General features: G+C 64.7%; 10 protein-coding genes. 7 read left to right on the top strand and 3 right to left on the bottom strand.

Annotated features, from left to right (window positions below; all coding sequences use genetic code 11):
• The first annotated feature begins 56 nt into the window (after positions 1 to 56).
• A complete protein-coding gene (locus EN993_RS23515; protein WP_023668298.1) occupies positions 57 to 338 on the top strand; it encodes a hypothetical protein in 282 nt (93 codons plus the stop codon).
• Between the two features lie 3 nt (positions 339 to 341).
• Here the strand turns inward: EN993_RS23515 and EN993_RS23510 are convergent, their stop codons facing one another.
• Entirely contained in the window at positions 342 to 917 is a 576-nt protein-coding gene (locus EN993_RS23510) for a TMEM175 family protein (RefSeq protein ID WP_126069542.1), read from the bottom strand.
• Positions 918 to 1,157: 240 nt separating this feature from the next.
• Between EN993_RS23510 and EN993_RS23505 the strand changes: the two genes are divergently transcribed.
• On the top strand, positions 1,158 to 1,565 hold the full coding sequence (locus tag EN993_RS23505; RefSeq protein ID WP_127264948.1) for an SH3 domain-containing protein: 408 nt from the start codon (positions 1,158 to 1,160) through the stop codon (positions 1,563 to 1,565).
• 102 nt (positions 1,566 to 1,667) lie between these two features.
• On the opposite strand, the gene EN993_RS23500 is transcribed toward EN993_RS23505, so the two are convergent.
• Complete coding sequence (locus EN993_RS23500; RefSeq protein WP_245468946.1) at positions 1,668 to 3,128, bottom strand: MATE family efflux transporter; 1,461 nt, start codon at positions 3,126 to 3,128, stop codon at positions 1,668 to 1,670.
• Positions 3,129 to 3,322: 194 nt separating this feature from the next.
• On the opposite strand from EN993_RS23500, the gene EN993_RS23495 reads away from it, so the two are divergent.
• The gene (locus EN993_RS23495; protein WP_127264946.1) at positions 3,323 to 4,114 is read left to right on the top strand and encodes a L,D-transpeptidase; all 792 of its coding nucleotides are present in this window, start codon (positions 3,323 to 3,325) and stop codon (positions 4,112 to 4,114) included.
• A 60-nt stretch (positions 4,115 to 4,174) separates the two neighbouring features.
• Here EN993_RS23495 and EN993_RS23490 read toward each other — a convergent pair whose 3' ends face one another.
• Positions 4,175 to 5,653 (bottom strand): esterase-like activity of phytase family protein, encoded by a 1,479-nt coding sequence (locus EN993_RS23490; protein WP_127264945.1) that lies wholly within the window; start codon positions 5,651 to 5,653, stop codon positions 4,175 to 4,177.
• Between the two features lie 303 nt (positions 5,654 to 5,956).
• On the opposite strand from EN993_RS23490, the gene EN993_RS23485 reads away from it, so the two are divergent.
• The 4 genes from EN993_RS23485 to EN993_RS23470 all read left to right on the top strand — a co-directional run bounded on the left by EN993_RS23485 (position 5,957) and on the right by EN993_RS23470 (position 11,164).
• Positions 5,957 to 8,368, top strand: coding sequence for an FAD-dependent oxidoreductase (locus EN993_RS23485; RefSeq protein ID WP_127264944.1), 2,412 nt, complete (start codon positions 5,957 to 5,959; stop codon positions 8,366 to 8,368).
• A gap of 12 nt (positions 8,369 to 8,380) precedes the next feature.
• Positions 8,381 to 9,934: a trimethylamine methyltransferase family protein gene (locus tag EN993_RS23480; RefSeq protein WP_109668200.1), complete on the top strand. Its 1,554-nt coding sequence runs from the start codon at positions 8,381 to 8,383 to the stop codon at positions 9,932 to 9,934.
• 105 nt (positions 9,935 to 10,039) lie between these two features.
• On the top strand, positions 10,040 to 10,795 hold the full coding sequence (locus tag EN993_RS23475) for a DUF4239 domain-containing protein (RefSeq protein WP_164757773.1): 756 nt from the start codon (positions 10,040 to 10,042) through the stop codon (positions 10,793 to 10,795).
• A 54-nt stretch (positions 10,796 to 10,849) separates the two neighbouring features.
• Positions 10,850 to 11,164, top strand: coding sequence for a hypothetical protein (locus tag EN993_RS23470; RefSeq protein ID WP_109668196.1), 315 nt, complete (start codon positions 10,850 to 10,852; stop codon positions 11,162 to 11,164).
• Positions 11,165 to 11,312 lie beyond the last annotated feature (148 nt).

Here is an 11,312-nt window from a genome sequence, read left to right as displayed (position 1 = left end):
AAAGAAGACTTTTGCCGAGGCAAATGGAGATGCCGAGGCAAATGGAGATTTCCTGATTGACGGACTGGGTTGCAATCCTGAAGGAACAGACCGCCACCGGCGACCAGATGGGCCGTGAGGTGCCGCAGATGCTGGCCAATCCCGACATCAGCGAAGCGCAGGTGAAGACACTCTTTTCTGCCCTGGAGAAACAAGCCGAGTTCGTCGAGAAACTGCGCATGGCGCTGGAAAAGTTCGGCCATGATTTCTCGATCATCAAAGCCGCGGAACGGCTGGAGGAACGCTATGCCGACCTTGCCGCATCGGTGGCGGAAAAACTGAAAGCGATGCGCAAGTAGCTGCTACTTTTCGATTACCCGCGCGAAACGCGTATCCGGCACGAGCCATACGGTCGCGACCAGCACATAGATCGCGACGCCAATCCATTGGCTGACAAAGGTGAGCGGTATAGCCGCGAGGTAGAAGGCGAGCGAGATCTTGCCTTTGCGGTCGCCGCCCAGGGCCCTGGCAAAGGCGCTGTCGCTGCCGTGAAGCCGGTGCAGAGTGATGGTCAGGATGTTGAAGGCAACAGCACTTAGCGCGAGGTCGGCGCCGTAGACCGCGACCGGCACCGGCGCGAAATGGTTCTCGCCCATGAAGGCCGTCGTTACCGGCATCAGCGACAACCAGAACAGCAGATTGAGGTTTGCCCACAGCACGCCACCATCGACGCGTTGCACGGTGTGGAACATGTTGTGCAGATTGTTCCAGTAGATGCCGACATTGATGAAGGACAATACGTAGCAGAGGAAGACAGGCCACAGCGGTACCAGGGCCGAAAGATCCTCGCCATGCGGCACTTTCAGTTCAAGCACCATGATGGTGATGATGATGGCCACGACGCCGTCGGTGAATGCCTCGACCCTGCCTTTGCCCATGGATCCCACCTTTGCCCGCAACGGATTGTCGAAAGACAGTAAACTGTTAGCGGATGTTGAAGGGCCGATAAACGGTGCTCGGGAAATTCCTCAACCCTATCCAGGGAAACTCCGGCATCAGTCCCGCTGATCAGGATGGTTGCGGCGGCCGCATGTTGACTTTTCCTGGCTTGGCCTCTCCCCTCGCAGGGCAGTCCCGGCCGGAGCAGACGAACGGCCGGGGTTCGAATGGAGGGACTGATGAGATTTCGTTTTCTGCTTGTGGTCGCGACCATCCTGGCCGCGGTCTTCGGGACGTCCGCCGCGGCCTTCGCCTACAGCGCCCACACCACGACCAATCTCAATGTCCGTACCGGGCCGGGAGCCGGATACGCCAAGGTTGGAACGCTGCCCGCCGGCTTCAGGGTGAATGTCACCGGCTGCGAGCCGGGCTGGTGCCGGATCCATGGCGGCGGCGTGAGCGGCTGGGCCAGCGCCGGCTATCTCGAGCGCTCCCAGATCGTTCACCCGCCGATCATCATCGTGCGCCCGCCGCATCGGCCGCCGCATTGGCACCATAGGCCGCATCATCGTCCTCCGCACCATCGCCCGCCGCACAAGCCGCGTCCCGGCAAGTGCAAGATCGCGCCCGGCTTCCCCTGCAAATAGGGTTGATTGCGCCGGTCCGGGCGTTCCGGATCGCATGACGGGCAGGGCCGCAATCAGCTTGTGGCCCTGTCGCCATGTCCTTGGCCAGAAGGATCCGGACCTTCAGCCGTTCGGCGTCTCAGGCGAAAGATGCGCGCGTCCACGCGGCACGCCAAGTCCGGTGTCCGGCGGCTCGCCGGCGGCCGGCCTGTCCTCGATCATGTGCAGGGTGCGCCAATGACCGAAGCGGTAGTAGGCGGCGGCCAACACCAGCGACGTGATCGAACCGGTGGGAAAGCTCCACCACAGCGCTTCTTCGCCGATCACGCCGCGCATGAAATAGGCAAAGCCGGTTCGCACGACCAGCACCGAGATCACCAGGATGATCAGCGGCGGCATCACCGCACCGGTGGCGCGCACCGTGGCGAACAGCACGATGGTGATGCCGAACAGGATGAACGACCACGACGCGACATTGTTGATGTGGACGGCGATGTCGATCGCTGCACTGTCGCTGCTCAGGAATAGGCTCAGCACCGAGCGGTCGAAAACCGACAGCACGGCAACCAGTGCGCCGGTCAGGACCAGGTTGAAGCCGACGCCTGAGGCGGCGATGCGGCCGATCCGGTCCCAGCGCGCGGCGCGGACATTCTGCGCCGCCATCGAGGAAACGGCGGCACCGATGGCGAGCGCCGGCATCTGGATGTAGGTCCACAGCTGGGCGGCGATGCCGTAGGCGGCGGCAACCTGCGAGCCGTAGGAGTTGACCATGCCCATCACCGTCAGCGCTGCCGCCGAGATGACGATCATCTGCAGACCCATCGGCACGCCCTTGAAGACGACGATGCGCAGCAAGGTGGGGTCCGGCCGCAGCAGAGCGAGGTTGGCGCCGGCCAGACGCAGCGGATGCTTGCGCACATAGAGCACGATCAGGATGGCGATCACGCTCACCGTCTGGCCGATCAGCGTGGACGTGGCGGAGCCCGCGATACCGAGCTCGGGAAACGGCCCGATGCCACGGATGAGCAACGGGTTGAGCACGATGTCGAGGACGACGGCCAGCGCCATGAAGAAGAACGGCGTGCGCGAATCGCCGGCACCGCGCAGCACGGTCATGACGAAGGACAAGAGGTTCATCATCGGCACGGCGACGAAGATGATGCGCAGATAGGACCGCGCCAGCGGCAAGGCGTCGGCCGGTGTGCCGAGCGTATTGAGGATGGCGTCGACCCAGATCCAGCCGCAGACCGCGAACACCACCGAGATGAGGAAGAAGAAGGTGGCGCTGGTGCCGACGATGCGGCGCGCTTCCGGCAGGTCGCGGGCGCCGACCGACTGAGCCACCAGGATGGTCGCCGCCATGCCGATGCCGAAGACCGTGCCGAGGATGAGGAAGAGGACGAGGTTGGCGTTGGAGGTGGCCGTCAACGCCGATTCGCCGAGGAAGCGGCCGACCCAGACGGCGTTGATCGAGCCGTTGAGCGACTGCAGCACGTTCGAGCCGAGCACCGGCAGGGCAAACAGCAAAAGCGTGCGCGGGATCGGGCCGCTGGTCAGGTCGCCGGTGCGCCGGCGGGCGGGCATTTTTTCGTCCATGGCTGGCAACTCGGCGAAGGTTTGTTTCAAGTCCGGTCCGCGATGATTGCCGATTCAACGCAACAGGTCATGCCTTGATCTAATCATGTTCTCAAAGCTTCCGGAATGGGATATTGATCCTCGATGCGTGGGGCCGCATTCCTACAGATCTGCCCTACAGATCTGGATAGACCGGGGGGTACATGTCCGATATTCCGCTGTTTTCTGAGCGCCTGAGCCGGCGCACGTTCCTCGGTGCATCCGCCTTGGGCGCGGCGTCCGTGGCTCTTTCGGCGTGCACCACGACGGACGTGGCGCCACCGCCGCCGGTGGCGGCACCGCCAAGCGATCCGGCTTTCGGCGACACCGCAAGCATGTATGCGGCGCGCACCGACGAGGGCTATCAGCTGCCAGCAATCCCGGTCGCCAAGCTCGATCCAAAGTTCGTGCGCCAGATCGTGTCCGACCCGACCGGAGAAAAACCCGGCACGATCGTCGTCGATGTCTCCGAGCACTTTCTCTATCTGGTGCGCGACGGCGGCAAGGCAATCCGCTACGGCGTCAGCCTTGGTAAGGCCGGTTTCGGATGGACCGGCAGTGCCGTGGTCCAGGCGAGGAAGAAGTGGCCGGTCTGGACGCCGCCGCCGGAAATGATCCAGCGCCGGCCGGAACTGGCGAAATACAAGGACGGCATGCCGCCCGGCCCGCAGAGCCCGCTCGGCGCCCGCGCGCTGTATCTGTTCCGCGACGGCAAGGACACGATGTACCGGCTGCACGGCACGCCGGAGTGGGATTCCATCGGCAAGAACGCATCGTCGGGCTGCGTGCGCTTCATGAACCAGGACATCATCGACCTCTACAGCCGGGTCAACGGCGTCGCGCCGGTCTTCGTGCGCCCCAACCTGTCGGCCGCCGGCAAGATCAGCGCGGTGTCGAACAGGACGGCCGAGCCGATCGATGCCGGCGTGCCAAGGGACGCGGAGATGTTGAAGTAAGAGCCTTTTCACGATCTGCTCAGGCGGACGCGCTCGGTGCACCCGCCTGAACAGGTGTTGTTACTTCTTGGTCAGACCCGGCAGCGTGACCTGATAGACCAGGAACATGGTGTCGACATCGGCGCCGTCCTCGGCCTTGTAGGGCGCGCCGACCTGGAAGCCGTCCTGGGCGAGGAAGTCGTTGTCGTTGGCGACGAACAGGAAGTAGTCGTCGGGCAGCTTCGGATCGAGAACGCTTACCACCGACATCGCCTCCCACTTCTCCGAAAGGTTGTTCTTGTCGTTCGGCGCGCCATTGTGCAGGCCGAAGCGGCCGAGCTCGCCCTTGTCGTTGATGTCGATGAACGGCGTCAGCTTGGCCGGCGTCACCGACGGGTCGAGCACGCCCTTGGGCGCCAGCGGCTTGTCGGCGGCATCGAAGACGCCGCCGGCGACGTCGGTCGCGGCAGAGACGTCGACGACGAAGATCTGGCGCACCAGCGAGGTGTCGCCCTTCAGCCCTTGGCCGTTGCCGCTGTCACGCGCCAGCATCAGGAAGGTCTTGTCGGAGAGCGCTACGATCTCGCTCTGCGCGGCGATCTTGGTCTTGCCCTTGGCATCCTTGAACACCGGCAGCGGCACGACATACTCATGCGCCAGCTTGAGGTGGGCGGGGTCGGAGGCGTCATAGACCAGCGCACGCGTGTTCTGGCGCGTCGCGGGCGAATCGCCGCCATCCTGGCGGGGCGCCGATTGCAGCACCGCGATCAGCGACTTGCCATCCGGCGTCATCGCCATGCCTTCAAGACCCTGGTTGTTCTGGCGGCCGGTATCGGGATCCTTCGGATCGGGCTCGGCGGCACCCGGACCCGGATTGTCCGAGGCGAAGTTCGGCGCGCCGTGGCGCATCGGCACCAGCGCCGCCGGTGGCTGCGTCGCCGACATCAGATGGCCGTCGGCGGAGAACCGGTAGATGTTCGGGCCGTATTCGTCGGAGATGAACATCGAACCGTCGGGCAGGCGCACGATGGCTTCGTTGTCGAGCGCCAGCTTGCCATTGTCGGCCTGTGGCAGGATCGGCATGTCGCCGCTTGCCGCGCGCACGCCGTTGAGTGGATCGAGGCCGGTGGCGTCAGCGCCCTTGTCGTCGGTGAGAAGCATGGTGTCGGCAAGCGCTGCCTTGACGCCCGTCTGCTCCTGGCCGGCAGCAGGTGCCGCGCCCGGTGCGACCGGAGCAAATTCGATGCCGATCGTGTTGAGGCGCGGCCGGTAGTCGGTGGTGCCGACGACATTGTAGCCGCGGTCCGGCAGCAGCCAGAGCGAACCCTTGTAACCATCGGCGCCATGTGTCCAGCCTGATGTGTCGATCGCCATGCCGGAGCCCGAACCGAACGTCTCGCCGAACTTGTCGCGCTGAGCGGCGGGGATGCGGCCGACGCCGACCAGTCCCTTGTTGACGAGGCCGCCGACGGTCGCGGTGTTGTCGGCGAGCGCCGGCGTCAAGGCGGTGAACAAGGCCAGCGCGACGCCGAGCGACGCGGTTCGGTACAGGTGTTTCATGGACAATCCTCTTTGTGACAAAGCGTGCCGGAGCGGCCGCAGGGCGAAAAGCTGAAAGAGGTGCGACATCGATGATGCCGCGCGCGCCTCCCCGAAACGCGGTCTACGGCGCGAACATGATGCTTGCGTGACAGCGCGCGGTGCATGCCCGCCGTCTTCTTCACGCGCCGATAAAAACGTGCGCCTGGCGGAAAGAATCCGTCAGTCTCAGGCCGACAAAAAAGCCGCGCTCGCCCCGGCACTAGACACTTATGTCCAGTGCGTATATGGTCCAGCCTTCGGACCAGCCGTGGAGGGGAAGCCTTGAAGTCGCACTACCGCGCAGTCGTCATCGGAGGTGGCGTGGTTGGAGCCTCGGTGCTCTACCATCTGACGCGGTTCGGCTGGAGCAATGTGGCGCTGATCGAGCGTGCCGAATTGACGGCCGGTTCGACCTGGCACGCGGCGGCCGGTTTCCACGCGCTCAACGCCGACCCGAACGTAGCGGCGCTGCAGGACTACACCATCAATCTCTACCGGGAGATCGAAGCCGAATCCGGTCAAGACATCGGCCTGCACATGACCGGCGGCGTCAACATCGCCAGCGATCCCGCGCGCTGGGAGTGGCTGAAATCGGCCTGGGCGGTGTTCCAGTCGGTCGGCATCGAGACCGCGCGGCTGGTGACGCCCGACGAGATCAAGGCGATCTGCCCGATCGTGGACGTCACCGGCGTCCTTGGCGGCCTGCATGATTCCAACGAAGGCCATCTCGACCCGTACGGCACGACGCACGCCTATGCCGGTGCCGCGAAGAAGCGCGGCGCCGACATCATCCTGCGCAACCGGGTCGTCGAGCTGAAGGCGCGCACCGACGGTCGCTGGGATGTCGTGACGGAGCAGGGCACCATCATCGCCGAACATGTCGTCAATGCTGGCGGGCTGTGGGCGAAGCAGCTCGGCCGCATGGCCGGTGTCGACCTGCCGGTGACGCCGATGGAGCACCATTATTTCATCACCGAGGACATTCCGGAGATCGCAGCACTAGACCGGGAGATCGGCATCGCCGTCGATCTCGACGGCTTTTCCTATCTCAGGCAAGAGCGCAAGGGCGTGCTGCTTGGCGTGTACGAGCAGAACCCAAAGCACTGGAACATGGATGGTGCGCCGTGGGACTATGGCATCGAGCTGATCCCGGAAGACATCGACCGTATCAGTCCCGAACTCGCCAAGGCGCATGAGCGCTTCCCGTGCCTGGCGACGGCCGGCATCCGCAAATGGGTCAACGGCGCCTTCACCTTCACGCCGGACGGCAACCCGATCGTCGGGCCGGTGCTCGGGTTGAAGAACTACTGGGTCGCCTGCGGCGTCATGGCCGGTTTCAGCCAGGGCGGCGGGGTCGGCAAATCGCTGGCCGAATGGATGATTTATGGCGAGCCGCAGGCCGACATCTTCGGCATGGACATTGCCCGCTACGGTGCCTTCGCCGCCAACCGCGAATATCTCAGGCAGACGACGCGCCAGTTCTATTCGCGCCGCTTCGTCATGACCTTTCCCAATGAGCGGCTGCCGGCCGGGCGGCCTCTGAAACGCCCCGGCGCCTATGACGGGATGAGCGCGGCGGGATGCGAATGGACGGCGTCATGGGGGCTGGAAATCCCGGCCTATTTCGCGCCGATGGGGTTTGCCGAGAACACGACGCTGCGACGCTCCAACGCCTTCGACATTGTTGGCGACGAGGCGCTGCAGGTGCGGCGCGCCGCCGGTCTCGTCGATATCTCGGCCTATTCGCGCTATGCGGTATCCGGGCCCGGCGCCGAAGCGTGGCTCGATCGGCTGCTCGCCTGCAAGCTACCGAAACCGGGACGGGCCAGTCTGGCGCCGATGCTCGGCCATGACGGACGGCTGAAGGGCGACCTGACCGTCTTCAACTGGGGCGGCGGCACCTATTGGCTGATGGGCTCCTACTATCTCCGGGAATTCCACATGCGCTGGTTCGAGAGCCATGCGGCTGCGGGCGTCACCGTCGCCGATTTGTCCGACACGATGGCCGGCTTCCTGCTGACCGGGCCGAATGCGCGCAAGATCCTGGAGCGCACGACGCATCAGGACGTGTCCGGCGCAGCATTGCCTTTCATGGCCTGCGGCGCATTCGACATCGGCATGGTGCAGGCGCGTGTGGCGCGGCTGTCGATATCAGGCGAACTCGGCTTTGAAATCAGTTGCCCCGCCACCATGCATGCCACTCTGCGCGAAACGCTGCTGGCCGCCGGCGAGGATCTTGGCTTGGCCGAAATCGGCTATTATGCGCTCAATGCATTGCGGCTTGAAAAGAGCTTCGGCATCTGGTCGCGCGAATTCACTCAAGGGTATACGCCCGGCCTGACCGGCCTCGACCGCTTCATCGCTTTCGGCAAGGGTGATTTCATCGGCCGCGAAGCGGCGCTGAAGGAGCGGGAGGCCGGTAGCCGCCAATGCCTGGTGACCTTGGAAATCGATGCGCTCGACGCCGACGCCAGCGGCTTCGAGCCGGTCTGGCACCAGGGCCGGCGCGTCGGCTTCGTCACGTCGGGCGGCTATGGCTACACGGTCGGCAAGAGCCTGGCGCTGGCGCTCGTCGACCGCGATTTCGCGGGCGAGGGCACAGCGCTCTCGGTGCATGTCGTGGGTGAGGAGCGGCCGGCGCGTGTCGTCGCGGCCTCGCCTTACGATCCCCTGGGCAAGGCGATGCGGCAATGAGGAGGATTTCTGATGGTCGATGACGCGGCTCGGGACAGCAGGCGCGAACGCCGGCGTGGACGCACAGGCGAGGCCGGCAGCGAAAGCAGCCGCCGGCCCAATTACCATTCGCTGAAGAACCCGTTCCTGCCGCAGCCGATCTTTTCGGACGATCAGGTGGCATCGATCCACGACACGGCGCTGCGGGTGCTGGAAGAGCTCGGCATCAAGGTGCTGCTGCCGCAGGCGCGTGAGCATTTCGCCCGCGCCGGCGCCCTGGTCGATCCGGACACCGACATGGTGCGCATCGGCCGCGACATGGTGACGGCGGCACTCGCCTCGGCGCCGAAGTCGATCCACGCTCATGCCGGCTCACGCGCCCGCGATCTGACCCTCGAACTCGGCTCGATGACCTTCCTGGCTGGATGCGGAGCGCCGAACGTCACTGATCTTGAGCGCGGCCGGCGGCCGGGTACGCTTGCCGATTTCGAGGATTTGATGCGGCTGGTGCAGCATTTCGACGTGCTGCATATGCTGGGACCCTGCATCGAGCCGCAGGATGTCGACAATCGCTTCCGCCACTATGCCGTCAACCGCGCGCAGCTGACGCTGTCGGATAAGTTTCCCTTCGTCTTCGCGCGCGGCACGCCGCAGGTCGAAGACGGCTTCGAGATGCTGCGGCTGGCGCGCGGCTTGTCGCAGGACGAGTTTCTGGCGGGCGCGCATTGCTACACCGTCATCAACACCAACTCGCCACGCCAGCTCGACATTCCGATGGCGCAAGGCATCATCGATTTCGCCCGTGCGGGCCAGGTCTCCGTCATCACGCCGTTCTGCCTGGCGGGCGCCATGGCACCGATCACCGTCGCCGGCGCGCTGACGCTGCAGCATGCCGAAGCGCTGGCCGGGCTGACACTGGCGCAGATCGTGCGGCCGGGTGCGCCGGTCGTCTACGGCTCGTTCTCCTCCAATGTCGACATGAAATCCGGGGCGCCGGCCTTCGGCACGCCGGAGCACGTCAAGGCGACGCTGGGCGCTGGCCAGCTGGCGCGCTTCACCGGACTGCCGTGGCGGTCCGGCGGCGGCAGTGCGGCCAACATCTCCGATGCGCAGGCCGCACACGAGACGCAGTTCGCGCTGTGGGGCTCGGTGCTGGCCGGGGCGACGATGTGCATTCATGCCGCCGGCTGGCTGGAGGGCGGCCTCAGCGTCTCCTTCGAGAAACTCATCACCGACATCGAGGCGCTGCAGACGGTGGCCGAGCTCTGCGCCACGACGCCCGGCGACACCGATACGATCGGTTTCGAAGCGATCGCCGAGGTGCAGCCGGGCGGCCACTTCTTCTCGGCCGGCCACACCATGGCGCGCTACCGCACCGCTTTCTACGAGCCGCTGGTGGCCGACTGGTCGAATTTCGGCAACTGGACGCAAAGCGGGTCGAAGACGGCGAGCGAGCGCGCCACCGGCGTCTGGAGGCGCGCGCTGGCCGATTTCGTGCCGCCGGCTTCCGCCGTCGCCACATCAGGCGTTCTCGACGAATTCATCGCCCGGCGCACCGCAGAGGGCGGAGCCGCACCGGTGTCGTGAGGCACTGGCCGTCGAGGCAGACGCCTGACCTTGCCGCAACTTTCGCGGTGTGATCGGTGCCGGGGGTAATTGGCAATCGGCGCATGCCGTGCAGAAATGCGCGGTATGCGTGAAGCCTTGATTGCAGTGATGATCTTCCTGTGCCTGGCGGCGGCGCCGCTGGCCAGCATGGCGATCTGGCCTAGGCTGCCGGCCAGGCATCGCGATGACGATACCAACACAGTGGTGCGGCTGGCCGCCAATCTGTTCGGGGTCATGACCTCGCTGGTGCTTGGCCTGATGATCAACTCAGCCAAGAACACCTTCGAATCGATCGACCACAATGTGCACGCCTATGCGACGGAGCTGATCCTGCTCGACAGGATCTTGCGCCAGTATGGCCCTGAAGCCGACGCGGTGCGCCAACCGCTCGCCGCCTATGTGCAGAGGGTGGTGGCCAGCTCGTCGCAAACCAGCGAAACCACTGTTGTCGCCAACCAGCTGTCCGAACGTCTGCTGACGGAGGTCGGCACCCGGCTGAGCGCGCTGACGTCGGCCGACGCGGGGCGCGGCTCCCTGTTGCAGGATGCCCGCCAGCGTCTGCAGAAGGTGCTGGAATTGCGCTGGGTGCTGATCGAGCAGTCAGAGGGCGCGATCCCCTGGCCGCTGATCGCCATGCTGGTTGCTTGGCTGGCGCTGATCTTCGCCAGTTTCGGCTTCAGGGCACCCCGCAACGCGATAACGGTTTCGACCTTCGGGGTTTCGGCCGTGCTGATCGCCGGGGCGCTTTACCTGATCCTCGACATGGACGTGCCGTTCTCCGGCCCGATCCAGATTTCGCCGGCGCCGCTGGAGAGGGCGCTGGCGGAATTGCAGCGATAACGCGGAACCCGTGTCACTCCCGGGCATTCATGGGAATGGCCAACGGAGGACGACATGGGATTCGACCAGTATCACGAACCGCCTGAAGAGCTGACGCAGAAGGTACGGACCTTTGCCCGCATGATCACCTCGCTGATCGAGGAGGCGGAAGCGATCGGCTGGTACGAACAGCGCATGTCGGTGGAGAAGGACCCGCAGGCCCGCGCCATCATGAAGAATGCGCAAGGCGAGGAGTTCAAGCATTTCGGCATGGATCTCGAATTCCTGCTGCGCCAGAAGAAGGACTGGCGGGCGGAACTGAAGGAAATCCTGTTCACCACGGGTGATATCGTCAAGGCCGGCGAACGGGGCGAGAAGAAGGTGGACTAAGGTGTGTCGGTATTCAGGTGATGCCGGCCTGCAAACGAAGGTTTTCTGCGCTTCCGGTGCTCACGTACGAAAAGTACGCTCCGCTCCGGTTCTCGAAAACCATCGTTTTCGACTCGGCCTGACCTGAATCTCAACACACCTTGAGGCC

The sequence above is a fragment of the Mesorhizobium sp. M7D.F.Ca.US.004.01.2.1 genome (assembly GCF_003997785.1).
In the GTDB taxonomy this organism is placed as follows: Bacteria; Pseudomonadota; Alphaproteobacteria; order Rhizobiales; family Rhizobiaceae; genus Mesorhizobium; species Mesorhizobium loti.
This window is presented reverse-complemented; position numbering and strand designations above follow the sequence as displayed.

Coding starts and splice junctions, on each gene's coding strand:
- EN993_RS23510 (WP_126069542.1), bottom strand. CDS start 917: ATGGGCAAAGGCAGGGTCGAGGCATTCACCGACGGCGTCGTGGCCATC.
- EN993_RS23505 (WP_127264948.1), top strand. CDS start 1,158: ATGAGATTTCGTTTTCTGCTTGTGGTCGCGACCATCCTGGCCGCGGTC.
- EN993_RS23500 (WP_245468946.1), bottom strand. CDS start 3,128: ATGCCCGCCCGCCGGCGCACCGGCGACCTGACCAGCGGCCCGATCCCG.
- EN993_RS23495 (WP_127264946.1), top strand. CDS start 3,323: ATGTCCGATATTCCGCTGTTTTCTGAGCGCCTGAGCCGGCGCACGTTC.
- EN993_RS23490 (WP_127264945.1), bottom strand. CDS start 5,653: ATGAAACACCTGTACCGAACCGCGTCGCTCGGCGTCGCGCTGGCCTTG.
- EN993_RS23480 (WP_109668200.1), top strand. CDS start 8,381: ATGGTCGATGACGCGGCTCGGGACAGCAGGCGCGAACGCCGGCGTGGA.
- EN993_RS23475 (WP_164757773.1), top strand. CDS start 10,040: ATGCGTGAAGCCTTGATTGCAGTGATGATCTTCCTGTGCCTGGCGGCG.
- EN993_RS23470 (WP_109668196.1), top strand. CDS start 10,850: ATGGGATTCGACCAGTATCACGAACCGCCTGAAGAGCTGACGCAGAAG.